Source organism: Acidovorax temperans (genome assembly GCF_006716905.1).
GTDB lineage: Bacteria > Pseudomonadota > Gammaproteobacteria > Burkholderiales > Burkholderiaceae_C > Acidovorax > Acidovorax temperans.
The window spans coordinates 569,100-591,611 of record NZ_VFPV01000001.1; the positions used below are offsets into that span (position 1 = coordinate 569,100).

The 22,512-nt window shown below is 64.2% G+C and carries 25 protein-coding genes; 16 read left to right on the forward strand and 9 right to left on the reverse strand.

What is annotated here, in order from left to right:
- Positions 1-28: 28 nt before the first annotated feature.
- The 8 genes from BDD18_RS02845 (at position 29) to hemP (ending at position 5,391) form a co-directional block, all read left to right on the forward strand.
- A complete protein-coding gene (locus tag BDD18_RS02845) occupies positions 29-718 on the forward strand; it encodes a Fe2+-dependent dioxygenase (protein WP_142081271.1) in 690 nt (229 codons plus the stop codon).
- Between the two features lie 384 nt (positions 719-1,102).
- The gene (locus BDD18_RS02850; RefSeq protein WP_142081273.1) at positions 1,103-2,218 is read left to right on the forward strand and encodes an alpha-hydroxy acid oxidase; all 1,116 of its coding nucleotides are present in this window, start codon (positions 1,103-1,105) and stop codon (positions 2,216-2,218) included.
- Between the two features lie 150 nt (positions 2,219-2,368).
- Positions 2,369-2,641, forward strand: coding sequence for a (2Fe-2S)-binding protein (locus BDD18_RS02855; protein WP_082758652.1), 273 nt, complete (start codon positions 2,369-2,371; stop codon positions 2,639-2,641).
- 98 nt (positions 2,642-2,739) lie between these two features.
- Positions 2,740-3,441, forward strand: a complete 702-nt coding sequence (locus BDD18_RS02860) for an energy transducer TonB (RefSeq protein WP_142081274.1) — start codon at positions 2,740-2,742, stop codon at positions 3,439-3,441.
- A gap of 25 nt (positions 3,442-3,466) precedes the next feature.
- The gene (locus BDD18_RS02865) at positions 3,467-4,186 is read left to right on the forward strand and encodes a MotA/TolQ/ExbB proton channel family protein (RefSeq protein WP_142081276.1); all 720 of its coding nucleotides are present in this window, start codon (positions 3,467-3,469) and stop codon (positions 4,184-4,186) included.
- 3 nt (positions 4,187-4,189) lie between these two features.
- Entirely contained in the window at positions 4,190-4,600 is a 411-nt protein-coding gene (locus tag BDD18_RS02870; protein WP_044403076.1) for an ExbD/TolR family protein, read from the forward strand.
- Positions 4,601-4,841: 241 nt separating this feature from the next.
- Positions 4,842-5,006, forward strand: a complete 165-nt coding sequence (locus BDD18_RS22025) for a hypothetical protein (protein ID WP_156445240.1) — start codon at positions 4,842-4,844, stop codon at positions 5,004-5,006.
- A 172-nt stretch (positions 5,007-5,178) separates the two neighbouring features.
- Positions 5,179-5,391 carry a hemin uptake protein HemP gene (gene hemP, locus BDD18_RS02875; RefSeq protein ID WP_142081278.1) on the forward strand — a complete coding sequence of 71 codons (213 nt, stop codon included), beginning with the start codon at positions 5,179-5,181 and terminating at the stop codon, positions 5,389-5,391.
- 179 nt (positions 5,392-5,570) lie between these two features.
- Here the strand turns inward: hemP and BDD18_RS02880 are convergent, their stop codons facing one another.
- Positions 5,571-5,978 (reverse strand): GlcG/HbpS family heme-binding protein, encoded by a 408-nt coding sequence (locus BDD18_RS02880; RefSeq protein ID WP_044400933.1) that lies wholly within the window; start codon positions 5,976-5,978, stop codon positions 5,571-5,573.
- Positions 5,979-6,230: 252 nt separating this feature from the next.
- On the opposite strand from BDD18_RS02880, the gene BDD18_RS02885 reads away from it, so the two are divergent.
- Positions 6,231-6,578, forward strand: a complete 348-nt coding sequence (locus BDD18_RS02885) for a hypothetical protein (RefSeq protein ID WP_044400929.1) — start codon at positions 6,231-6,233, stop codon at positions 6,576-6,578.
- 66 nt (positions 6,579-6,644) lie between these two features.
- On the opposite strand, the gene rlmD is transcribed toward BDD18_RS02885, so the two are convergent.
- From rlmD to BDD18_RS02900, 3 genes are all read right to left on the reverse strand, one after another.
- The gene (gene rlmD / locus BDD18_RS02890; RefSeq protein ID WP_142081281.1) at positions 6,645-8,105 is read right to left on the reverse strand and encodes a 23S rRNA (uracil(1939)-C(5))-methyltransferase RlmD; all 1,461 of its coding nucleotides are present in this window, start codon (positions 8,103-8,105) and stop codon (positions 6,645-6,647) included.
- A gap of 30 nt (positions 8,106-8,135) precedes the next feature.
- Positions 8,136-8,444: a hypothetical protein gene (locus BDD18_RS02895; RefSeq protein WP_066698486.1), complete on the reverse strand. Its 309-nt coding sequence runs from the start codon at positions 8,442-8,444 to the stop codon at positions 8,136-8,138.
- 91 nt (positions 8,445-8,535) lie between these two features.
- A complete protein-coding gene (locus BDD18_RS02900; RefSeq protein ID WP_066698484.1) occupies positions 8,536-9,006 on the reverse strand; it encodes an Lrp/AsnC ligand binding domain-containing protein in 471 nt (156 codons plus the stop codon).
- A gap of 131 nt (positions 9,007-9,137) precedes the next feature.
- Between BDD18_RS02900 and putA the strand changes: the two genes are divergently transcribed.
- Positions 9,138-12,911 (forward strand): trifunctional transcriptional regulator/proline dehydrogenase/L-glutamate gamma-semialdehyde dehydrogenase, encoded by a 3,774-nt coding sequence (putA, locus tag BDD18_RS02905; protein ID WP_142081283.1) that lies wholly within the window; start codon positions 9,138-9,140, stop codon positions 12,909-12,911.
- A 101-nt stretch (positions 12,912-13,012) separates the two neighbouring features.
- Here the strand turns inward: putA and BDD18_RS02910 are convergent, their stop codons facing one another.
- A complete protein-coding gene (locus tag BDD18_RS02910; RefSeq protein ID WP_142081285.1) occupies positions 13,013-14,089 on the reverse strand; it encodes a DUF6352 family protein in 1,077 nt (358 codons plus the stop codon).
- A 114-nt stretch (positions 14,090-14,203) separates the two neighbouring features.
- On the opposite strand from BDD18_RS02910, the gene BDD18_RS02915 reads away from it, so the two are divergent.
- Positions 14,204-14,614: a hypothetical protein gene (locus tag BDD18_RS02915; RefSeq protein ID WP_142081288.1), complete on the forward strand. Its 411-nt coding sequence runs from the start codon at positions 14,204-14,206 to the stop codon at positions 14,612-14,614.
- Positions 14,615-14,737: 123 nt separating this feature from the next.
- Here the strand turns inward: BDD18_RS02915 and guaA are convergent, their stop codons facing one another.
- Together guaA and guaB are read right to left on the reverse strand one after the other, a co-directional pair.
- On the reverse strand, positions 14,738-16,354 hold the full coding sequence (gene guaA / locus BDD18_RS02920) for a glutamine-hydrolyzing GMP synthase (RefSeq protein WP_142081290.1): 1,617 nt from the start codon (positions 16,352-16,354) through the stop codon (positions 14,738-14,740).
- A 90-nt stretch (positions 16,355-16,444) separates the two neighbouring features.
- Positions 16,445-17,920, reverse strand: coding sequence for an IMP dehydrogenase (guaB, locus tag BDD18_RS02925; protein WP_044400896.1), 1,476 nt, complete (start codon positions 17,918-17,920; stop codon positions 16,445-16,447).
- 149 nt (positions 17,921-18,069) lie between these two features.
- On the opposite strand from guaB, the gene BDD18_RS02930 reads away from it, so the two are divergent.
- Positions 18,070-18,594, forward strand: coding sequence for a DUF4124 domain-containing protein (locus tag BDD18_RS02930; RefSeq protein ID WP_066695254.1), 525 nt, complete (start codon positions 18,070-18,072; stop codon positions 18,592-18,594).
- A gap of 18 nt (positions 18,595-18,612) precedes the next feature.
- On the opposite strand, the gene BDD18_RS02935 is transcribed toward BDD18_RS02930, so the two are convergent.
- Positions 18,613-18,954 carry an RnfH family protein gene (locus BDD18_RS02935; protein WP_420837298.1) on the reverse strand — a complete coding sequence of 114 codons (342 nt, stop codon included), beginning with the start codon at positions 18,952-18,954 and terminating at the stop codon, positions 18,613-18,615.
- Between the two features lie 46 nt (positions 18,955-19,000).
- Positions 19,001-19,441, reverse strand: coding sequence for a type II toxin-antitoxin system RatA family toxin (locus tag BDD18_RS02940; RefSeq protein ID WP_142081292.1), 441 nt, complete (start codon positions 19,439-19,441; stop codon positions 19,001-19,003).
- Between the two features lie 132 nt (positions 19,442-19,573).
- On the opposite strand from BDD18_RS02940, the gene smpB reads away from it, so the two are divergent.
- The 4 genes from smpB to tnpC all read left to right on the forward strand — a co-directional run bounded on the left by smpB (position 19,574) and on the right by tnpC (position 22,509).
- Complete coding sequence (gene smpB / locus BDD18_RS02945; RefSeq protein WP_044400887.1) at positions 19,574-20,047, forward strand: SsrA-binding protein SmpB; 474 nt, start codon at positions 19,574-19,576, stop codon at positions 20,045-20,047.
- A gap of 129 nt (positions 20,048-20,176) precedes the next feature.
- Complete coding sequence (gene tnpA / locus BDD18_RS02950; RefSeq protein ID WP_066692878.1) at positions 20,177-20,575, forward strand: IS66-like element accessory protein TnpA; 399 nt, start codon at positions 20,177-20,179, stop codon at positions 20,573-20,575.
- Positions 20,572-20,904 carry an IS66 family insertion sequence element accessory protein TnpB gene (gene tnpB / locus BDD18_RS02955; RefSeq protein WP_066692875.1) on the forward strand — a complete coding sequence of 111 codons (333 nt, stop codon included), beginning with the start codon at positions 20,572-20,574 and terminating at the stop codon, positions 20,902-20,904. The genes tnpA and tnpB overlap by 4 nt, the downstream gene beginning before the upstream one ends.
- Before the next feature lie 84 nt (positions 20,905-20,988).
- A complete protein-coding gene (tnpC, locus tag BDD18_RS02960; protein ID WP_420837307.1) occupies positions 20,989-22,509 on the forward strand; it encodes an IS66 family transposase in 1,521 nt (506 codons plus the stop codon).
- Positions 22,510-22,512: the final 3 nt, after the last annotated feature.

Consider the following 22,512-nt stretch of genomic DNA (forward strand, 5'->3'; position numbering starts at 1 on the left):
GCCACGGCCCCTTGCCCTCCTGCACACCATGTTCCTGCACATCCAGAACGTTCTGACCGCTGAGGAAATCGCTTTCTTCCAGCAATCCCTTGGCCCGGACGCCCCCTGGGTGGACGGAGTACGCAGCGCAGGGGGCCAGGCGCAGCACCAGAAAAACAACCTGCAGCTGTCGCAAGCCAGCGAGCTGTCTGCCCTGCTGCAGGCCAAGGTGAAGGCTGCGGTGCACCGCAGCGCCCTGTTTTTTTCAGCGGCCCTGCCACGGCGCATCTTCAACCCGCTGTTCAATAACTATGGCGACAGCGCCAACTACTACGGCAACCATGTAGACAGCGCCGTCATGCACTCCAAGGCCGATGGCTGCTGGGTGCGCAGCGACTTGTCTTGCACCCTGTTTTTGACCGCGCCCGAAGACTACGACGGTGGCGAGCTGGTCATCGCCCAGGCCCTGGGCGAAAAGCGCATCAAGCTGCCCGCAGGCGACCTCATCCTCTACCCCAGCAGCACCGTGCACCAGGTCTCGCCCGTCACACGCGGGCACCGCATCTGCAGCTTCTTCTGGGTGGAGAGCATGGTGCGTGGGCTGGAGCAGCGCCAGCTGCTGTTTGACATGGACATGGCCTTGCTCAAGCTGCGCCAAAGCGTGGGCGAAACTGATCCTGCGGTGATTGCCCTGTCGGGCACGTACCATAACCTGCTGCGCATGTGGGCCGATGTGTGAGAACCTGTTCAAGATCTTTTTGGGGTCGCACAAGTGCCTTGCCGGGATGGGATGCAAGGCGCGGTGTGCAGCCAATAGCTCGGCTATTGGCAAACGCCGCAACGCCGCAGACCGCCCGGCAAGACATTTGCCCGAAGGGTTGGAGTGAAATCGGGCCGATGAACTTGGAGCTTTGGCGCCCCGGCTGCTTGCATGGGCACGAGCCCATGCAAGCAGCCGGGGCATCCACTCATCCCGATTGCACTCCAATGCGATCCCCCAAAAAGACCTTGAACAGGTTCTGAGTGCCATGGCACCATCGCCCCCATGGCTTGCCCCGAAACACTCTCTTTTTGATAGCACATTGCGCTTACTAGACAAGCGCCAGGTGCTTTTTTCATTGCAATGACCCATTCCCCCGCCCTGCAAAAGGTTCCCCCCACGGTGGTGAGCCTGGCCGACCACGAACAGCACGCGCGCCAGCAACTGGACGACAACGCCTGGGCCTACTTCAGTGGCGGGGCTGCCGATGAAATCACCCTGCGCGCCAACCGCAGCGCGTGGGACGCCCTGCCCCTGTGGCCGCGCGTGCTGCGCCCCCTGGCGGGCGGGCACACCCGCGTCAGCCTGCTGGGCCGCACGCTGGCCCACCCCATCTTGCTGGCCCCCATTGCCTTTCAGCGCATGGCCCACCCTGACGGCGAACTGGCCACTGCCTATGCTGCTGCGGCGCTGGGCGCAGGGCTGGTGCTCAGCACCCAGGCCAGTTTGCCGCTGGAGCCCATCGCCCAGGCGGTGCTCAGCGACCCAGGGCGCGGGCCGCTGTGGTTTCAGCTGTACCTACAGCACGACCGGGGCTTTACCCAGGCCCTGGTGCAGCGCGCGGAAGCCGCAGGTTACGAGGCCCTGGTGCTGACCGTGGACGCCCCCACCAGCGGCATCCGCGACCGGGAGCGCCGTGCGCAGTTTCGCCTGCCGCCAGGCATCGGCCCGGTGAACCTGGCCGGCCTGCAGCCCGCGCCCGCGCCGCAACTGCAACCTGGGCAAAGCGCACTGTTCGATGGCCTGCTGCACCAGGCCCCCACCTGGGACGACATCGCCTGGCTCCGGTCCATCACCCGCCTGCCCGTGCTGCTCAAGGGCGTGCTGCACCCGGCTGACGCCACGCAGGCCGTGGCGGCAGGGGCGGCAGGGGTCATCGTGTCCAACCACGGTGGGCGCACGCTCGACACCGCCCCACCCACCGCCGTGGCCCTGCCCCGTGTGGCGCAGGCCGTGGCGGGCGCCGTGCCCGTGCTGGTGGATGGCGGCATCCGCCGGGGCACCGATGTGCTCAAGGCCATGGCGCTGGGCGCCAGCGCGGTGCTGGTGGGCAGACCTGCCGTGCACGGACTGGCCCACGCGGGCGCGGCGGGCGTGGCCCATGTGCTGCGCCTGCTGCGTGACGAACTGGAGGTGGCCATGGCCCTGACCGGCTGCAAAACCCTGGCAGACGCGCCCGCAGCCCTGTCCGCTGACTGATCGAGCAATGGGGCCCCGCCCCGGCGCGCGGGCCCTCCACATGGCTTGTGCCCTATCAACCCCACCAAAACAAGGAATTGCATTGCAAATGCGATGGATTCGCATTTATAATTCGCTCATTATCAACAGCCAGCTACTTAGCTTGCCGCCATGATCGTCTGTGTATGCCGCCGAGTTTCGGACCGAGAAATTGCCCGCCACGCCCGGGCGGGTCTGAGCTTTGACGAAATCCAGTTCGAACTGGGCGTTGCCACCCAATGCGGCCGCTGCGAGAGCTGCGCCCGCGATGTCGTGGCGCAATGCAGTGCGTCTCATCCGGTTGCTGCGGTGCACAATGACACCGCGCCACGGGCGATCCAGCTTGCCAGCTCCATCACGGAAAGCAAGGCATGGACCTCCTCTCTACACTCGCAGGCAGCTTGATCCTGGTGGCGGGCTCCGCCTGGTGGATCTTTCGCAAATAAACAAGGTCTTTTTGGCCTCTAGCGCTTATGCAGTAAGCGCTGGCAGCTATCATTTTTATGTCGCAGCCTGATCGTTTTGCCCCTGCTGGGGGCCTGAGTCGCAACACCGTCATCGTGGGCAGCGTGGTGCTGTTTCACGTTGCGGCCATCTGGGCCCTGCAGTCGGGCCTGGTGCGCAAAGCAGCCGAAGTGATTGTTCCCGCCGAGTTGCTCAGCGAGTTCATTGCCCCGCCCGCCCCCAAGGTAGCCCCCCCGCCGCCCAAGCCACCCGCGCCCACACCGCCTAAGCCAGCACCGAAGGTGCAAGCGCCCAAGCCCACCCCGGCGCCCATGCCCCTGGCCATCAACGACCCCACGCCCGCGCCCAACGCGCCCACCGGGGTGACCACGCCGCAGCCGCCAGCGCCGCCCATCACCGAGCCCGTGGCCGCCGCCCCCGCGCCTGCTGCGCCGCCCGCGCCCCCGGCACCGCCCAAGATCGAGCTGCCCTCCAGCGACGCCGCCTACCTCAACAACCCCAAGCCCAGCTACCCCGCCATCAGCAAGCGCATGGGTGAGCAAGGCAAGGTGGTGCTGCGCGTGCTGATCGGCACCGATGGCGCCCCGCAGAAGGTGGAAATCAATAAGTCCAGCGGCTACGAGCGCCTGGACCGCCAGGCCCAGGAGGCCGTGATGCGCTGGCGCTTTGTGCCCGGCAAGCGCAACGGTGTTCCAGAAACCATGTGGAACCTGGTCCCCGTCAACTTTGTTCTCGAATAAACCAATCAACGCTTAGGGAGTTTTCATGGAATCGCAATTCGGTATCGCCAATGTCTGGATTCAAGGCGACTTTGTTACCCGGGCCGTGGCCGTGCTGCTGCTGGGTATGTCGCTGGCCTCGTGGATCGTCATCCTGATCAAGGCGCTGGACATCATCAAGTTCAAGAAGCACGCCCGCGCCGCGCAAGACTTCTGGCACAGCGAAGACTTTGCCGCCGGCATGACCAAGCTGGGTGCCGACCCCACCAACCCCTTCCGCCACCTGGCCCTGGAAGGCCGCGAAGCCACCGCCCACCACCGCAACACCAAGGCGCACCTGCACGACGCACTGGACGTGAGCGACTGGGTGACACGCTGCCTGCGCAACTGCATTGATGAATTCACCGCCCGCCTGCAATCGGGCCTGGCCGTCCTGGCCTCGGTGGGCTCCACCGCGCCGTTCATCGGCCTGTTCGGCACTGTGTGGGGCATCTACCACGCGCTGCTGGCCATCGGCACCTCGGGCCAATCCACCATCGACAAGGTGGCCGGCCCTATTGGCGAGGCACTCATCATGACCGCCCTGGGCCTGGCCGTTGCCATCCCTGCGGTGCTGGGCTACAACGCCCTGGTGCGCGGCAACAAGTCCATCCTAGGCAGCCTCAACAGCTTTGCGCACGACCTGCACGCCTACTTTGTGACGGGTGCCCGTGTGAACGCGGGCGGCGAACAAGGCAAGGTGCTGCCCATGAAGAAAGGCAGCTAAGCCATGTCGTTCGGAACCCAGGACAGCTCCGATGAGGTGATGAACGAGATCAACATGACGCCCCTGGTGGACGTGATGCTGGTTCTGCTGATCATCTTCATCATCACCGTGCCGGTGATGAAACACTCGGTCAACGTGGACCTGCCCAGGGCCACCAACCAGCCCGAGGACGTGAAGCCCGAAACCGTGCGCCTGAGCGTGTCGGCCGATGGCAAGTACTACTGGAACGAATCGGAAGTGACGGAGGAAGAACTCTTCCCCCGCCTGCAAGCCGAAGCCGCCAAGGAACCGCAGCCCGACCTGCACATCCGCGGCGACAAGGCCGTGCGCTATGAAAAGGTGGCCACCGCCATGGCAGCCGCCCAACGTGCCGGTGTGCGCAAGATCGGGTTTGTGACGGACCCGCAGCAATAAGCAAGGCATCGTGGTGGTCACGCCCGCCCTCTGGCACGGCACCGTGCCCCTCCGAAAGCCCCGAGCCCCGCGCGCGGGGCTTTTTGCGTTGTGAGCCGCGGTGCAGCGATCGCAGTGGCACCCCTCAGTGCTTTGTGCGCACCAGCCGCACCTGCCCACTGTGGCACGCCCCTCTCAGGCCACCACAGCCACGCACTCCATCCCCCAAGGGGTCCACAGCCCCACCCTCAGGAGACCTTGCATGAAGATTCGCCTCGCCGCCCACCTCACCTGCGCCGCCGTCTGCCTGGGGCTGCTGTTCGCTGACCAGGGAAGACTGGCAAGCGTCTTGTACTTCCTGTACCTGGGGGTCGAGGTTTTTATCTCCGCAGTCACGGGCAAGCAGCGCAACGATGGCGAGCGGTGAAGGCGTCAGCCCTGGTGGACGAGCACCCTACTGCCTTCCGCACCATGCTCACCGCCTGAATCCCGGATCTCAACCCGAACAGGGAAATATTTTTCAGAAACCGCTTGCAAAGTAATTGCGAATCGTTATCATTAGCACATCGACAGCATTACACCGCTTCAGGAACACAGACATGCAAGCCACCCTGACCACCGCCGCGTTCTTGCGTTCTTCCGTGGCCTCCGCCAACACGGGTTCTGCCCCCTCTCCCACCGCTGATGGCCCCGTGCTGGCGGTGGACAGCAGCACCCTCCTGCAAGGCCAAAAGGCCGTGGCCATCAGCCACAACGGTTCGCTGTACCGCTTGCAAGCCACCAAGCTGGGCAAGCTGATCCTGACCAAATGAGTTTCATCGTGGGGCGACTCCCGGGCTCATCAGCAGTCCGCAAGGGTCGTTTTTGCCAGCCAACGGTTGATCCCGCGTAGCCAGGCTTTTTTTTCCCCTGCGATCTTCGTTTCCCCAACAAAAAACCGGCCCAGCGGCCGGTTTTTTGTTGGCGCGTGCCACTGGCACGGCTTGGGCTTTTACAGGCCGATGGCGGCAATGCCCGCACGGGCAATCTGCGCGTCTTCGGAAGACTTCACGCCACTGACCCCCACCGCACCCAGGCACTGGCCGTCCTTCAGGATAGGCACACCGCCTTCGAGCATGCCCGCCACGGCAGGTGCGCTCAGGAACGAGGTGCGGCCGCCGTTGATGACGTCTTCATACACCTTGCTCTCACGCCGGCCCAGGGCGGCAGTGTGGGCCTTGGCTGGCGCAATGTGCGAGGAAATGGCGGGAGCCCCATCCAGGCGCTGCAACCACAGCAGGTGGCCGCCGTCGTCCACGATGGCAATGGTCACGGCCCATTGGTTCTTGAGCGCTTCGGCTTCTGCAGCGGCGGCGATGCGCTTGACATCGGCGAGTTCGAGTTCAAATTTGGTTTTCATGGAATGTCCTTTGAGGCGGGCCACGGGATCAATCCGGTGCCAACGCTCCCGGAGCATAGCGCCCACGGCGGCGTTGGCGATGACCAGCTGGGGTGAAAGAGTTCATCCCTGCAGTGAGGGAATCCCTCGCACCCTTAACGCAGCGCCCCTGCGAAATAACGGTACGCCGCGGCCACGGCACTCAACGACTATGTTGACTGCGGCGCAGGGTACTCTCAAGGTTTGGGCCCAGCGTGCCGATAATGAGACAAGATGTTTCCATACCTCCGCGTCCACCCTTCGCGTTTGCTTGTTGCCGCCATGGCGGTGGTGGTGCTGACTGGCTGTGAAATCCCAGGCATCTGGCCTGACCCCCGCATTGCGCAGCGGGAAGAAGAATCCAAAGCCATCGGCGGCGCCTGCCGCCATGCCCTGCGCGGGCTGGAAGACTGCTACACCCTGAATCCCAAGGCTTCGAAGGCAGCAGTGTTTGCGGGCTGGAAGGAGATGGACGCCTACATGCGCGAGAACAAGCTCGAAGGCGCCCCCTCGGTCATTGACCGCAATGAAAAACCCGAGAAGAAGAGCACGCCAGCCTCTGGCGCCCGCGACCCGGGCTGATCCTCCAAAGCCGCCTCACAGCGGCGCAGCCGGCCTGGGGCCGGCCGCTGCGCCTACCGGGCCTGCTCAGGCCCGCTCAAACACCGCCATGCTTTCAACGTGCGCGGTGTGCGGGAACATGTTGACCATGCCCGCCGCCACGCAGCGGTAGCCCGCCAAATGCACCAGCAGGCCCGCATCGCGCGCCAGCGTGGCGGGGTTGCAGCTCACGTACACAATGCGCTTGGGCGGCGTCCAACCTTCGGCCCCTGCGGGCAACGGGCCAGCTCCCTCAGCGCCAATGCGGGCCTGTTCGATGTCTGCCAGGGCCTTGGCCAGGGCAAAGGCGCCTTCGCGCGGTGGGTCTACCAGCCACTTGTCGGCGGTGCCGTCGGCAATCAGCATCTCTGGCGTCATCTCAAACAGGTTGCGCGCTACAAAATCAGTAGCTGCCAGCGCTTTTCCATCCTGCCTTTGAGCCTGATTTGACTTGTAATTTTCACGCGAGCGGGCCACCAGAGCCTCACTGCCCTCAATGCCCAGCACCTCGCGCGCCTGGGTGGCCAGGGGCAGCGTGAAGTTGCCCAGGCCACAGAACCAGTCAATCACCCGTTCGTGCTTTTGCACGTCCAGCAAGCGCAGGGCGCGCGACACCAGCACGCGGTTGATGTGCGGGTTCACCTGCGTGAAATCGGTGGGCTTGAACGGCATGGTGATGCCGAAGTCGGGCAGCGCATACGACAGTGTCTCGCCGCCTTCGTCCAGCAACTTGACGGTGTCGGGCCCCTTGGGCTGCAGCCACCACTGCACCTGGTGCTGGGCGGCAAAGGCGCGCAGGCGGGCAATGTCTTCGGCCGACAAGGGCTCCAGGTGGCGCAGCACCAGGGCCGTGACGTGGTCACCGCAGGCCAGCTCAATTTGCGGGCAGGTGTCGCGCGCATCCATGTCGGCCACCAGCTTGCGCAGCGGCATCAGCATGGCGCTGACGTGGGGCGGCAGCACGGGGCAGACTTCCATGTCGGCCACGTAGCGGCTCTTGCGCTCGTGAAAGCCCACCAGCACCGCGCCCTTTTTGATGACATGGCGCACGGCCAGGCGAGCGCGGTAGCGGTAGCCCCAGGCGGGGCCCTCGATCGGGCGCAGGATGGTTTCGGCCTTCACCTTGCCCAGGTGCCAGAGGTTGTCCTCCAGCGCCCGCTGCTTGACGGCCACCTGGGCGCGCGTGTCCAGGTGCTGCATCTTGCAGCCGCCGCAGGCGCCACCGTGCAGGCCAAAGTGCGGGCAGCCGGGGCGCACGCGCTGGGAGGACTCGCGGTGGATGTGCGTCAGGCTGGCCTGTTCCCAGTTGTTCTTTTTGCGGTGGGTGTTGGCGCTGACCCACTCGAACGGCAGGGCACCATCAATGAAGACCACCTTACCGTCGGGCTTGCGGGCCACGCCCTGGGCATCCAGGTCCATGGACTGGACGGCAAGCCAGCCCTCGGGAAGATCGGGCTGGTCTGCGGTGTCTTGAAGGGGTGGGGAGAGTGGTTCGGTCTGTTCGCTCATCCCCCGATTGTCTCAGGCTCGCGACCTGGTTCAGCCGCGGTCGGCGCGGCGGTCTTGGACTGGCAGGGGAACGGACGCAGGCTTGCCCGCACGCACGGACAGCTTGTTGATGGTGAGTTCACAGCCGTGCAAGTCGAGCGAGAAGATCAACTTGCCACCAGGGGCAACCTTGGGCAGCGTCTGGTGCAGGGGGTACGACATGTCTACCGGTGGCTCGGTGGAGCGGTAGATCAATTCACCATCGGGCGCATAGATTTGGTAGCAGGCAGCAGACGCCACGGGGCTGAACAGGGCGGCGGCCAGAGCGGCAACGGCTGCGACATGGGGCAATGCGGGCATATTCCTCTCCTCGGGTATCAGTTCAAAATTTGTGGCTGCATTATGCGGCGGCGTCCTCGGCGGCTCCACCCCCATGGGACAGCTGCCAGCCTCACACATGCAGATGCAGATGGTTGCTGTGCTTGACCTCTTCCATCACCGCATAGGTGCGGGTTTCACGCACGCCGGGCAGTTGCCACAGCACGTTGCCTGCAAACACCCGGTAGGCGTTCATGTCGGCGGCACGGGTCTTGAGCAGGTAGTCAAAGCCACCCGCCACCAGGTGGCATTCCATGATCTCGGGGTGTACCTGCACGGCCGCCTTGAACTGGTCGAACACATTGAGCGTGGTGCGGTCCAGCAGCACCTCTACAAACACCAGCATGCCCGCGCCCAGCTTCATGGGATTGAGGCGCGCTTCGTAACCCAGGATGTAGCCTTCGCGCGTGAGGCGCTGCACCCGTGCCAGCACGGCGGTGGGCGATAAGGCCACGGCCTCGGCCAGCTTCAGATTGGCGATGCGCCCGTCTTCTTGCAGGATTGACAAGATTTTTCGGTCGATGCGGTCTAGATTATTTTCCATAGACCCTATTTTTAGTGAATTATTCAAACGATAGCGCATTCTTTGAATATTCATTCGGCTCAAGTCCGGGGATCATCGCTTTCATTGCGCCAAACCCTGTTTGGCACCCACCTTCCACCCAAGGCCTCGCCATGACGCAACCCACAGCTCCGTTCGCCCAGTTCGCGCCCCGCACCCCGCTCACCAACCCGCTGCGCGCCCCCATCACCGCCGCCTACCGCCGCCCCGAGCCCGAGGCCCTGGCACCGCTGCTGGCACAGGCCCGCCTGCCGCAAGAGCTGGCCACGGCATCACAGCAACTGGCGCTGCGCATTGCCAAGTCGCTGCGCGAGCGCAAGGCCAGCGCAGGCCGGGCTGGCCTGGTGCAGGGCTTGCTGCAAGAGTTTTCACTGTCATCCCAAGAAGGCGTGGCGCTGATGTGCCTGGCCGAGGCGCTGCTGCGCATTCCCGACAAGGCCACGCGCGACGCGCTCATTCGCGACAAGATCAGCAACGGCCAATGGGATTCGCACCTGGGCAAGAGCCCCTCGCTGTTCGTCAACGCCGCCACCTGGGGGCTGCTCATCACCGGCAAGCTGGTGGCCACGCACAGCGAAAGCAGCCTGGGGAGCTCGCTCAGCCGCCTGATCGGCAAGGGCGGCGAGCCCCTGATCCGCAAGGGCGTGGACATGGCCATGCGCATGATGGGCGAGCAGTTTGTGACCGGCGAAACCATCGACGAAGCCCTGCGCAACGCCCGCACGATGGAGGCCGAGGGCTTTCGCTATTCGTACGACATGCTGGGCGAGGCTGCGCTGACCAGCGAAGACGCCAAGCGCTACTACGCCTCGTACGAGCAAGCCATCCACGCGATTGGCAAGGCATCCGCCGGGCGCGGCATTTACGAAGGGCCGGGCATCTCCATCAAGCTCTCGGCCCTGCACCCCCGCTACAGCCGCGCACAGTTCGACCGCGTGATGGAAGAGCTGTACCCGCTGGTGTTGCGCCTCACGGCGCTGGCCAAACAGTACGACATTGGCCTGAACATCGACGCCGAAGAAACCGACCGCCTGGAACTGTCGCTGGACCTGCTGGAGCGCCTGTGCCACGAGCCCACGCTGGCAGGCTGGAACGGCATTGGCTTCGTCATCCAGGCCTACCAAAAGCGCTGCCCCTTCGTCATCGACTACGTGGTGGATTTGGCCCGCCGCACCCAGCGCCGCCTGATGGTGCGCCTGGTGAAGGGCGCGTACTGGGACAGCGAAATCAAGCGCGCCCAGGTCGATGGCCTGGAGGACTACCCCGTCTACACCCGCAAGGTGCACACCGACATTTCGTACATCGCCTGCGCCAAGAAGCTGCTGGCCGCACCCGAAGCCGTGTACCCCCAGTTCGCCACGCACAACGCTGAAACACTGGCCACCATCTACCATCTGGCGGGCAGCAACTACTACGCCGGGCAGTACGAGTTCCAGTGCCTGCACGGCATGGGCGAGCCACTGTATGAGCAGGTGGTGGGCGCCATCACGGCTGGCAAGCTGGGCCGAGACACAGGAAAGGGCGGCCTGGGCCGCCCGTGCCGCATCTACGCCCCCGTGGGCACGCACGAAACGCTGCTGGCCTACCTGGTGCGCCGCCTGCTGGAGAACGGCGCCAACACCTCGTTCGTGAACCGTATTGCCGACGAAACCATTGCGCTGGACGAGCTGGTGAAGAGCCCCGTGCAGGTGGTGGATGAGCAGGCAGCCAAGGAAGGCACCGCAGGTCTGCCCCACCCGCGCATTCCTCTGCCAGCGGCGCTGTACGGCGCCCACCGTAGCAACTCACGCGGGCTGGATTTGTCGAATGAAAACACGCTGACCGAGCTGGCTGCCACCCTGCAAGCCACGACAAGCCACGCCTGGACGGCAGCACCCCTGCTCGCCACTGACGCGCCCGCAGGCACCACCCAGCCCGTGCGCAACCCCGCTGACCACAACGACGTGGTGGGCCAAGTGCAAGAAGCCACCACCGCCGACGTAGACCAGGCCCTGGCCCACGCCCAGGCCGCCGCAGCCCCCTGGGCCGCCACACCGCCGGCTGAGCGCGCCGCCGCCCTGCTGCGCACCGCCGACCTGCTGGAAGAGCGCATGCAGCCCCTGCTGGGCCTGCTGATGCGCGAAGCGGGCAAAAGCGCCAGCAACGCCGTGGCCGAAGTTCGCGAAGCCGTGGACTTTTTGCGCTACTACGCAGCGCAGGTGCAAAGCACCTTCGACAACGCCACCCACATCCCGCTCGGCCCCGTGGCCTGCATCAGCCCCTGGAACTTCCCGCTCGCCATCTTCATGGGCCAGGTGGCCGCAGCATTAGCCGCAGGCAACCCCGTGCTGGCCAAGCCGGCAGAGCAAACCCCGCTGATCGCCGCCGAGGCCGTGCGCCTGCTGTGGCAGGCCGGTGTGCCCCGCGCCGCAGTGCAACTGCTGCCCGGCCAGGGTGAGACGGTGGGCGCGCGCCTGATTGGCGATGAGCGCGTGATGGGCGTGATGTTCACCGGCTCCACCGAAGTCGCCCGCATCCTGCAGCGCACCGTGGCCGGGCGCCTGGACGCCGCAGGCCGCCCCATCCCGCTGATCGCCGAAACGGGTGGGCAGAACGCGATGATTGTGGACTCGTCCGCCCTGGCCGAACAGGTGGTGGGCGATGCCGTGTCGTCGGCCTTTGACAGCGCGGGCCAACGCTGCTCGGCCCTGCGCGTGCTGTGCGTGCAGGAAGAAGCCGCCGACCGCGTGGTCGAGATGCTGCAAGGCGCCATGGGCGAACTGCGCGTGGGCAACACCGCCGAACTGCGCGTGGACGTGGGCCCGGTGATCGACGCCGAAGCGCAAACCGGCATCATCCAGCACATCGAAAAGTTCAAAGCCCAAGGCCACCGCGTGTACCAGCACCCCAGCCACCTGGCGGCCCGCAGCGCAACCGGCACCTTTGTGCCGCCCACGCTGATCGAGCTGAACCACATCGGCGAGCTGCAACGCGAAGTCTTCGGCCCCGTGCTGCACCTGGTGCGCTACGCCCGCAAGAATCTGGACCAGTTGCTCGACCAGATCAACGCCACCGGTTACGGCCTGACCCAGGGCGTGCACACCCGCATCGACGAAACCATTGCCCGCGTGGTGGACCGCGCCCATGCCGGTAACGTGTACGTGAACCGCAACATGGTCGGCGCCGTGGTGGGCGTGCAGCCGTTTGGTGGCGAAGGCCTGTCGGGCACGGGCCCCAAGGCCGGCGGGCCGCTGTACCTGCTGCGCTTGCTGTCGCAACGCCCCGCCGATGCGCTGGCACGCACCTTTGCCGACGCTGACCGCGCCACGCCGCCCGAGGCCGCGGCCCGCAACCGCCAGTTGCCCGCCTTGTCGGCCCTGCAGCAGTGGGCGCAAAGCCAGGGCAACGCGGCACTGGCCAGCACCTGCCAGCGCTTTGCACAGGAAACGCAAAGCGGCACCTCCCGCACCCTGCCCGGCCCCACGGGCGAGCGCAATGTGTACACCCTGGCCCCGCGCGCCCATGTGCTGTGCATGGCAACGTCCGTCAGCGACCTGCTGGTGCAAACAGCCGCTGTGCTGGCCAGTGGCGGCAAGGCGCTGTGGCCCACCGCACAGGCCAGCCTGCGCAACCAGCTGCCCGCTGCCGCGCAAGCCCAGGTGGTGCTGCAAGACAACGCCCTCACCGATGCCAGCGTGGCGCTGGACGCGGTGCTGCACCATGGCGATGGCAAGGCCTTGCAGGCCGTGTGCACAGCCCTGGCCCAGCGCCCCGGCCCCATCGTGGGCGTGACGGCCATGCAGCCCGGCGCGGTGGACATTCCGCTGGAGCGCCTGGTGATCGAACGCGCCTTGAGCGTGAACACCGCCGCTGCGGGCGGTAACGCCAGCCTGATGACGCTGGGCTGAGCACCCGCCGCACTGCTACGCATGCGCTGCGGCGGTTTTTAATCAAAATGGCCGCTAGCGCTTATTAGAAAAGCGCTGGCAGCTATTGATTCAATAGCAATTCAGGACACGGTAGCCAACGGCAAGTTCAGCAGCAGGTTCTGCGGCTTGATGCGCACCAGCCCTTCGGCGTTAGTCGCCAACCCCAGGTACACCGGCTTGCCCGCCACATCGGCGCGCATCTCGGCGGGGTTGGCAAAAGTCAGCGTGAACAGGCTGACCAGCCTTGCCATGCGTTCTGCCTCCACCGGCCGGTCCTGGTACAGGTCGTTCAGGATGGCGGTGGACTCCACGTCCAGCCCCACATGCCAGCGCCAGGCGCTGTCATTGATCTGGTGCACCGGCTCGATCTGTACCTGCACGCCCAGCATATGCAGCACCCAGCGTTCCAGCACCCGCGCCAGGGCCTTCAGGCCCGAGCGGGCGCGGGTCAGCTTGAGGGTGAGGCCATGGCTCAGGTCCTGCGTCAGCTCGTGGGTCAGGTCCAGCAGAAAGTGGTGGCGCTCGCTCTCGGCCCAATAGACCACGGCGTTGTCGGGCGTGAGCACCTGCACCTGCACCTGCGCGGTCGGTTGCAGCACACCGCCTTGGCGCAGCAGGCGCCCTACTTCACCGAGGCCTGCGGTTTCGTGCAGCAGGTCGAGGGCATCGCGGTCACCCGCCAGCATCTGGCCCTCTTGCAAGGTGATGCGCTGCGGGCGAAACAGCATCTCGGCCGCACGGGCTTCCAGCGCGTCGTTGCTGGCGTCCAGCACATTGCGCAGCAGGGCCTGCACCACCGCGTCGATGAACACCGCAGGCACATCCACCGCGCCGCTGCGCATCAGCCGCAGGTAGTAAGCCTCCAGCGTGCCCGCAGCCAGAAGGCCATCGCGAAAGCGCAGAAACACCGTGTAGTTCTCACGCGCATCGTCATCCTGCACTGCCGCCAATTGCTCGCGCTGCACAGGTGCCAGGGGTGCGGCCACCAGCCCCTCGTGCAAGGCGATTTCTGCAGCGCAGGACTCCGGCACCAGCGCCAGTTCAGGCCGTGCCAGCAGGGTGCGCACGTACGCCTCGGTAGGCACCAGCCAGCCCCGCGCATCGCGTTGCAAGAGCGAAAAGTGGCTGCCTGGCCAAAAATCGTTGTGTGGCGTCACGAAAGCGATCCCCGAAAATCAAAACCTCCGAGGCTACAACACCCACCCCGCGGCACCCGAGCTTTCCCTCAAAGCCATGCGCAATTGCAAGGCCAACGGCACAATCACCGCACCATGAACGCGCCGCCCCCCACGCTGCCCATCCGCACCGAATGCCCGCCCGGCGCCTGCGTATGCGACCGCGACGCCCTGCTGCAAGACCCCCAGGCCGATGCCCGGGTGCTGCTGCTCACCCGCGAAGAAGAAAAGCGCCTGCTGCAGCGCCTGGAGCAGATCACCAGCCTGGCCGACCTGCGCCGCCTGCAAGACCGCATGGAGCAGCAACTCGGCATCCGCCTGACCATCGCCCCCGGGCCCAATGAAGTGCGCACGCTGCGCGGCATCACCATCCTGGTCCACGAACAACGCGGCCTGTGCCGCAAAACCCGCCAGTCCATCCCCGCCGCCATCCGCCAAGCGCTGGAGCGACGGCCCGAGATCAGCTACGAATTGCTGGACGAAGGCGGGCTGTTTGGCGGACAGTAGCCGCCGGCGGCCCTGTAGCCGCACCCTAGAGCGAAGTCCCTGAAACAAAAAGGCCTTGAATGACTTCAAGGCCTTTTTGCTTGTGCATCGAAGCTCAGTCGGTGGATCTGAGCTGCGTGTCGATCATTCCCACTCGATCGTCGCTGGCGGCTTGCTGCTCACGTCATACGTCACGCGGTTGATGCCGCGCACTTCGTTGATGATGCGGCCAGACACCTTCTTGAGCAAGGCGTAGGGCAGCTCGGCCCAGTCGGCGGTCATGAAATCGCTGGTCTGCACAGCGCGCAGGGCGACCACGTAATCGTAGGTGCGGCCATCGCCCATCACCCCCACGCTCTTGACGGGCAGAAACACGGTGAAGGCCTGGCTAGTCAGGTCATACCAGGTCTTGCCTGTCGCTTCGTCCTTGAAGTTGCGCAGCTCTTCAATGAAGATCGCGTCGGCACGGCGCAGCAGGTCGGCGTATTCTTTTTTCACCTCGCCCAAGATACGCACACCCAGGCCAGGGCCAGGGAACGGGTGGCGATAGACCATCTCGTGCGGCAGGCCCAGGGCTACGCCCAACTCGCGCACTTCGTCCTTGAACAGGTCGCGCAGAGGTTCGAGCAACTTCAGGCCCAACTGCTCAGGCAGGCCACCCACGTTGTGGTGGCTCTTGATGGTGACGGCCTTCTTGCTCTTGGCACCGCCGCTTTCAATCACGTCGGGGTAGATGGTGCCCTGGGCCAGGAAGGTAGCGCCTTTGTGGCCGCCAGTGCCCGCCTTGAGCTTGGCAGCCTCAGCCTTGAACACATCGACGAACAGGCCGCCGATGATCTTGCGCTTTTGCTCGGGCTCGCTGACACCTGCCAGCTTGCCGAGGAACAAATCGCTGGCGTCCACGCGGATCACCTTGGCGTGCAGCTTGCCTTCGAACATGTCCATGACCATGTCGCCTTCGTTCAGGCGCAGCAAGCCGTGATCGACAAATACGCAGGTGAGCTGGTCGCCAATGGCGCAGTGGATCAACGCGGCAGCCACTGAAGAATCCACACCACCGGACAGGCCGAGAATCACCTCCTCGTCACCCACCTGCTCGCGAATCTTTTGCACCGCTTCTTCGATGTGGTCGCGCATGATCCAGTCGGCGCGTGTGCCGCAGATGCCCAGCACAAAGCGCTCCAGCAAGGCACGGCCTTGCACGGTGTGCGTCACTTCAGGGTGGAACTGCACGGCGTAATAGTGGCGGCTTTCATCGGCCATGCCTGCGATGGGGCACGACGGCGTGGAACACATCACCTTGAAGCCTGGGGGTAGCTCGGTGACCTTGTCGCCGTGGCTCATCCACACCTTGAGCATGCCGTGGCCTTCGGGCGTGGCAAAGTCTTCAATGCCTTTGAGCAGTTCGGTATGGCCATGCGCACGCACTTCGGCGTAGCCGAATTCGCGGGTGTTGGAGCCTTCGACCTTGCCGCCCAGTTGATTGGCCATGGTCTGCATGCCGTAGCAAATACCCAGCACAGGGATACCCAGCTCAAACACTGCGGCAGGCGCCTTGTCGTCCACTTCATACACGCTGGCGTGGCTGCCCGAGAGGATCACGCCCTTGAGCTGACCGTCCTTCGCGTATTCGCGAATCCACTCGTCGGTCACATCGCAAGGGTGCACTTCGCAGTAGACATGGGCCTCGCGCACACGGCGGGCGATGAGCTGGGTGACTTGCGAGCCGAAATCAAGGATGAGGATTTTCTGGTGTTGCATGGCGGGCGACAGAAAGGTGCGTGAGGGCTTGAGAAAAGACAAAGGCCCGAACACCTGGGAGATGGGTTCGGGCCTGTGGTTGCGGAAGGATCAATCCGCGCGGTAGTTAGGTGCTTCCTTGGTGATCTGCACGTCATGGACGTGGCTTTCGCGGATACCAGCGGTGGTGATCTCGACGAACTCTGCCTTGTTGTTCATCTCTTCGATCGTGGCGCAACCGCAGTAGCCCATGGCTGCACGAACGCCGCCAGCCATCTGGAACACGATGGAAACCATCGAGCCCTTGTACGGCACACGGCCTTCAATGCCTTCAGGCACCAGCTTGTCGGCGTTGGGGTTGCCGGTGCTCGACTCCTGGAAATAGCGGTCGGCACTGCCTTGCTGCATGGCGCCGATCGAGCCCATGCCGCGGTAGCTCTTGTAGCTGCGGCCCTGGAACAGGATCACTTCGCCGGGAGCCTCTTCAGTACCCGCGAACATGCCGCCCATCATGATGGTGCTGGCGCCAGCCGCCAAAGCCTTGGCAATGTCGCCGCTGTAGCGAATACCGCCGTCTGCAATCAGTGGCACGCCGGTGCCCTTGAGGGCAGTGGCCACGTTGTCGATAGCCATGATCTGGGGCACACCCACACCGGCCACGATACGTGTGGTGCAGATCGAGCCAGGGCCAATGCCCACCTTCACGGCGTCGGCACCGGCTTCCACCAAGGCCAGCGCAGCCGCGCCAGTGGCGATGTTGCCGCCGATCACATCCACTTGCGGGTAGTTTTGCTTGACCCAGCGCACACGCTCGATCACGCCCTTGCTGTGGCCGTGGGCTGTGTCCACCACGATGGCATCCACACCGGCGCGCACCAGAGCTTCTACACGCTCTTCAGTGCCCTCGCCCACGCCCACCGCAGCGCCCACGCGCAAACGGCCAGACGCGTCACGCGCTGCATTGGGGAAGCTGGTTTGCTTAGTGATGTCCTTCACCGTGATCAAGCCCTTGAGCTCGAACGCATCGTTGATGACCAGGATGCGCTCCAGCTTGTGCTTGTTGAGCAGCGCCTTGGCTTGTTCGGGCGTGGTGCCGTCTTTTTCGTTGACGGTGATGAGCTTCTCGCGCGGCGTCATGATCTGGTGGACCTTGACGTCGTAGCGTGTCTCAAAACGCAGGTCACGGCCAGTGACAATGCCAACCACCTTGCCGCCGTCGCATACGGGGAATCCCGAGATGCCCAGTTGCTCAGACAACTGAAGCACTTGCAAAACCGTGTGCTCTGGCGTGATCACCACGGGATCGCGCAGCACGCCGGATTCATAGCGCTTGACCTTGGCCACGTGCGCTGCTTGCTCCTGCGGTGTGAGGTTTTTGTGCACGATGCCGATGCCGCCCTCTTGGGCGATGGCGATGGCCAGGCGTGCTTCCGTCACAGTGTCCATGGCGGCGGACACGAGCGGCAGGTTCAACTGGATGTTGCGGGAGAGTTTCGTCGCGAGGGACGTGTCCTTGGGCAGGACCTGGGAGTACGCTGGCACCAGCAACACATCGTCGAAGGTGAGCGCTTTTCCAAGAAGGCGCATGAGAAAGCTCCAAAAAAAGGATTGTACCCGCACTGCCCCCCGCGCTGTTGGCGGCGATACAACCGGCTAGGGAGCCCAACTCTCCGCCCATCTGTAACCAAGTGCGAATGCTGTGACAGCTCACCGCCCTCACCGCTAAACTTGCCCGCATGAAAATGCACAAGCTTCTCCTGCTGGCCGTGGCCTGCACATGGGCCCTGGGCGCTGCTGCTCAGTGGCAGTGGATCGACAAGGACGGCCGCAAGGTGTTCAGCGACCGCCCCCCGCCAGCCGAAGTCCCCGCCAAAAGCATCCTGAAGCAGCCCGGCGGTGCGCCGGTGGCTCGCCCTGCTGCCACGCCAGAAGCCAGCAGCGCCGAGAACGCGACGCCCGCGGCGGCCGCATCCAAACCGGCCGCCAAACCTGTAGCGGCGGGCAAAGACAAGGAACTGGAAGAGAAAAAGGCCGCCGCTGAAGCAGCTGAAGCCGCCAAGAAAAAGGCGGAAGAAGAAAAGATAGCGCGAGCCAAAGCCGAGAACTGCACGCGGGCGCGCCAGGCCAAGGCAACGCTGGAATCCGGCGTTTTGATGAAGCAAACCAATGCACAGGGCGAGCGAGTCATCATGGACGAAGCCAGCCGCAACGCAGAAATCAAGCGCACCAACGACATCATCGCCTCAGACTGCACACGCTGAGGCCAAGGCAGCCAGGGCTCAGTAACCGGCCTTGGCTCCTGGGCGCTTGCTGGCAAACAGCCCGGTGGTGCGCGCGCCCTGTTTGGCAAAACGTTCACGCCGGGCCACTTTGGGGTCTACCTTCAGGGCGCGGTACACCTCCACCCGGTCCTGGTGTTGCAACACCGTGGTTTTTTCCACCACACGCCCCCAGATCCCACACAGAGCCGTTCCCTTGCTCACTTGGCGCCAGGCGGAGCCGCTGGGGCCAGCCTGCAGCGCGTCTGCCACGGTAGACCCTGGCGGTAACTGCAGCTCCCACTGCTGGGTTTGCCGCGGGGCCAGGCACACCACCACGATCACGGTCAAAGGGGCCTGCAAGGCGTGATCCTCTGTCACATCGTGGCCAGCAGCTTCCACCCTCTGCTCAGCCATACACCTGCTCTGCGCGCTTGACGAAAGCATCCACCATGGTGGCCGCAATGCGGTCAAACACCGGGCCCACCAGGGCTGCCAGTGCGGCGCTGCTAAAGCCGTAGTTCAATTGCAATTCCACCTTGCACGCCCGCTGGGTGCCGTCGCCCACTGGCAAAAAGCGCCAGTCGCCCTCCAGCTTGGAAAACGGACCTTTGACGAGGTGCATTTGCACCCGCTCACCGAGTTCGTGAACATTGCGGGTGACGAAGGTCTGGCGAATGCCGCCCAGCGCAATCCCCACTTCCGCAGTCATCCCCGCTTCGCTGCGCTCCAGTACCTGGGCACGGTCGCACCAGGGGAGAAATTCGGGATAACGCTCCACGGCCGTGACCAAATCAAACATTTCTTTGGGCGAGTACCAGATGAGGACAGACTTTTGAACGGTTTTCATGCAGACGGGGCCCGGCACCCCGTGGCAGGGAGGGCTGATGTGGGGGCCAGAGAAATTAGAATCGCGGGTGCGAGACAGCGACAATTGTAGGGAGGCCTTTTATCTTCCGGTTTGCGTCTTATCTAATTCCTCATGGCCAAAAAACCCGATCCCTCGTCCCGCATTGCTGACAACAAGAAAGCGGCTTTCAATTATTTCTTCGAAGAACGCCACGAGGCAGGCATGGTGCTGCACGGCTGGGAGGTCAAGGCGCTGCGGGAAGGCAAGGTACAACTGACCGATGGCTATGTGCTGATCCGCGATGGCGAGTTGTACCTGCTGGGCTGCCTGATCCACCCGCTCAAAACCGCTTCCACCCACGTCAACCCCGAGTCAGCACGCACCAAGAAACTGCTACTCAAGAAAGACGAGATCAAGCGGCTGATTGGCAAGGTGGAGCAAAAGGGCTACACCCTGGTGCCCCTGAATCTGCACTGGAAAAATGGCTTTGTGAAATGCGAAATTGCACTGGCCAAGGGCAAGGCAGAGCACGACAAGCGCGACACCATCAAGGACCGCGAAGGCAAGCGCGAGGTGGAGCGCGCCATGAAGAGCCGTAACCGCTGACCATCACGGCACCAGCAGCAACTGCCACCCCGCAAAAAAGCCGCTTCATCGTATCCGTCCGGTGAACCCCACCTTGAAACTCCCCTTTCCCTGAAGGATGCTTGTGTCCGCTTATCTACGCGCGGACACATGAACACCAACATCGCCCACCCCCCAGCCGGACGCCAGCGCCGGCGCCATTCCCCCGAGTTCCGAGCCTCTGTCATCCAGGCCTGCCTGCAACCCGGCGTATCGATTGCCGCCGTGGCCCTGGCCAACGGCCTCAACGCCAACATGGTGCGCAAGTGGATCATCGAGGAGCGCAAGCGATCTGTGCCGGCACAGGCTCACCCGTCCCGACCTGTCTCTGTTCCCGATCATGGCTCGCCGCCCGCACCGGCTTTCGTACCGCTGGCGTTGCCGGCTCCGCCTGCCACATCAGGGGCCATTCAAATCGAGCTACGCCGTGGTGAGGCGACTGTCAGCGTGAGCTGGCCCTTGTCCGCCGCTGCCGAGTGCGCCCAGTTGCTGCGGGAGCTACTGCGATGATCCGCATCGATTGCGCCTGGCTGGCCACCGCCCCACTGGATATGCGCGCTGGCATCGACACCGCCCTGGCCCGGGTGATCGCCACCTTCGGCGCCGCCCAGCCGCACCACGCCTACGTCTTCGCCAACCAACGCGCCAACCGCCTGAAGGTCTTGGTGCATGACGGCATCGGTATCTGGCTGGCCGCCCGGCGCCTGCACCAGGGCAAGTTCATCTGGCCGCAGGCAGGCAGTGCCAACGTGGCGCTCGAACACGCCCAGCTCAACGCCCTGGTGCTGGGCCTGCCCTGGCAGCGCGTGGGCCAGGCAGGCGTGATCACCGTGGTCTGAATCGTCATGGCGGCACGCCTTGGTGGCAATCGGCAGATGCACCAATGGCCATCTCCCCTGTCCGTTGGCACACTGCAGGCCATGGTGATTGACGAGCAAACCCTGCACGAACTGGACGCGCCGCAGCTGCGTGAGCTCACCCAGCGGCTGCTCGGCGAGCTGCGCCACCAAAGGGCACTCAACGAGAAGTTGAGCTACGAATGTGCCTTGCTCAAACGCCTGAAGTTCGCCGCCAAATCCGAGCGCCACAGCGCCGAGCAAAGGAGCCTGCTCGAAGAAGAACTCGATGCGGATCTGGCCGCTGTGATCCAGCAGATCGAACAGCTGGCACCCACTGGCCAGGCCCACAGCCACAAACGGCAACCCAAACGGTCCCCGCTTCCCGCCCACCTGCCACGGCGTGAGATTGTCCATGAGCCCGCCTCGACGCTCTGTCAGAGACCGGGCTGTGGCTACCAGATGAAACGCATCGGTGAGGATGTGGCCGAGAAGCTCGATTACGTGCCGGGTGTCTTCACCGTCGAGCGCCATGTCCGGGGCAAGTGGGCTTGCGCCAAGTGCGAGACCATCACCCAGGCGCCCGTGCCCGCCCAGGTCATCGACAAAGGCATTCCCACGGCCGGCCTGCTGGCCCAGGTGCTGGTGGCCAAGTACCAGGACCACTTACCGCTGTATCGCCAGGAGGCGATCTTTGGACGTGCCGGCCTGCACATCCCCAGATCCACCCTGGCGCAGTGGGTGGGCATCTGCGGGGTGAGGTTGCAGCCCCTGGTCGATGCCCTCAAGGCCGAGATACTCACGCGCCGCGTGCTGCACGCCGACGAAACGCCGGTGCAGATGCTAAAACCTGGCAAGGGCACCACCCACCGCGCCTACCTCTGGGCCTACGCGCCAGGTGCCTTCGAAGACATGAAGGCAGTTGTCTATGACTTTTGCGAATCGCGTGCCGGTGAGCATGTTCGCGCATTCCTGGGCGATTGGGCGGGCAGCCTGGTCTGTGACGACTATGCGGGTTACAAGGCCAGCTTTGGGCAGCAGGTGACGGAGGTGGGGTGTCTGGCCCATGCCCGTCGTAAATTCTTCGATCTGCATGTGGCCAACAAAAGCCAGATTGCGGCGTTTGCGCTGCAGCAGTTTGCCCGGCTCTATGAGATAGAGCGTGAGGTCAAGGAGCTGAGCGCCGATCAGCGCCTGGAAATTCGTCAGCGCCAGAGCAGGCCCGTGCTGGATGCCTTGCACGAGTGGATGGTGCTGCAACGCCAGCAGGTGGCGGGCAACTCGGCCACCGCCAAGGCGCTGGACTACAGCCTCAAGCGCTGGGTGGCGTTGACACGTTTTGTCAATGATGCGCAACTTCCCGTGGACAACAACTGGATCGAGAACCAGATCCGGCCGATTGCCCTTGGCAGAAACAACTGGCTGTTTGCGGGCAGTTTGCGTGCGGGCCAGCGGGCGGCGGCGGTGATGAGTCTGATTCAGTCGGCGCGCATGAATGGTCTCGATCCCTATGCCTATCTCAGGGATGTGCTCACGCGGCTACCCACGCACAAGGCTAGCCAGATCGAAGAACTGCTGCCGCACCGCTGGAAGCCAGCCACACCCTGAAGA

What these genes read in the sequence shown, in the direction of transcription:
- BDD18_RS02845 (WP_142081271.1), top strand. Translation starts at nt 29, where the DNA reads ATGTTCCTGCACATCCAGAACGTTCTGACCGCTGAGGAAATCGCTTTC.
- BDD18_RS02850 (WP_142081273.1), top strand. Translation starts at nt 1,103, where the DNA reads ATGACCCATTCCCCCGCCCTGCAAAAGGTTCCCCCCACGGTGGTGAGC.
- BDD18_RS02855 (WP_082758652.1), top strand. Translation starts at nt 2,369, where the DNA reads ATGATCGTCTGTGTATGCCGCCGAGTTTCGGACCGAGAAATTGCCCGC.
- BDD18_RS02860 (WP_142081274.1), top strand. Translation starts at nt 2,740, where the DNA reads ATGTCGCAGCCTGATCGTTTTGCCCCTGCTGGGGGCCTGAGTCGCAAC.
- BDD18_RS02865 (WP_142081276.1), top strand. Translation starts at nt 3,467, where the DNA reads ATGGAATCGCAATTCGGTATCGCCAATGTCTGGATTCAAGGCGACTTT.
- BDD18_RS02870 (WP_044403076.1), top strand. Translation starts at nt 4,190, where the DNA reads ATGTCGTTCGGAACCCAGGACAGCTCCGATGAGGTGATGAACGAGATC.
- BDD18_RS22025 (WP_156445240.1), top strand. Translation starts at nt 4,842, where the DNA reads ATGAAGATTCGCCTCGCCGCCCACCTCACCTGCGCCGCCGTCTGCCTG.
- hemP (WP_142081278.1), top strand. Translation starts at nt 5,179, where the DNA reads ATGCAAGCCACCCTGACCACCGCCGCGTTCTTGCGTTCTTCCGTGGCC.
- BDD18_RS02880 (WP_044400933.1), bottom strand. Translation starts at nt 5,978, where the DNA reads ATGAAAACCAAATTTGAACTCGAACTCGCCGATGTCAAGCGCATCGCC.
- BDD18_RS02885 (WP_044400929.1), top strand. Translation starts at nt 6,231, where the DNA reads ATGTTTCCATACCTCCGCGTCCACCCTTCGCGTTTGCTTGTTGCCGCC.
- rlmD (WP_142081281.1), bottom strand. Translation starts at nt 8,105, where the DNA reads ATGAGCGAACAGACCGAACCACTCTCCCCACCCCTTCAAGACACCGCA.
- BDD18_RS02895 (WP_066698486.1), bottom strand. Translation starts at nt 8,444, where the DNA reads ATGCCCGCATTGCCCCATGTCGCAGCCGTTGCCGCTCTGGCCGCCGCC.
- BDD18_RS02900 (WP_066698484.1), bottom strand. Translation starts at nt 9,006, where the DNA reads ATGGAAAATAATCTAGACCGCATCGACCGAAAAATCTTGTCAATCCTG.
- putA (WP_142081283.1), top strand. Translation starts at nt 9,138, where the DNA reads ATGACGCAACCCACAGCTCCGTTCGCCCAGTTCGCGCCCCGCACCCCG.
- BDD18_RS02915 (WP_142081288.1), top strand. Translation starts at nt 14,204, where the DNA reads ATGAACGCGCCGCCCCCCACGCTGCCCATCCGCACCGAATGCCCGCCC.
- guaA (WP_142081290.1), bottom strand. Translation starts at nt 16,354, where the DNA reads ATGCAACACCAGAAAATCCTCATCCTTGATTTCGGCTCGCAAGTCACC.
- guaB (WP_044400896.1), bottom strand. Translation starts at nt 17,920, where the DNA reads ATGCGCCTTCTTGGAAAAGCGCTCACCTTCGACGATGTGTTGCTGGTG.
- BDD18_RS02930 (WP_066695254.1), top strand. Translation starts at nt 18,070, where the DNA reads ATGAAAATGCACAAGCTTCTCCTGCTGGCCGTGGCCTGCACATGGGCC.
- BDD18_RS02940 (WP_142081292.1), bottom strand. Translation starts at nt 19,441, where the DNA reads ATGAAAACCGTTCAAAAGTCTGTCCTCATCTGGTACTCGCCCAAAGAA.
- smpB (WP_044400887.1), top strand. Translation starts at nt 19,574, where the DNA reads ATGGCCAAAAAACCCGATCCCTCGTCCCGCATTGCTGACAACAAGAAA.
- tnpA (WP_066692878.1), top strand. Translation starts at nt 20,177, where the DNA reads ATGAACACCAACATCGCCCACCCCCCAGCCGGACGCCAGCGCCGGCGC.
- tnpB (WP_066692875.1), top strand. Translation starts at nt 20,572, where the DNA reads ATGATCCGCATCGATTGCGCCTGGCTGGCCACCGCCCCACTGGATATG.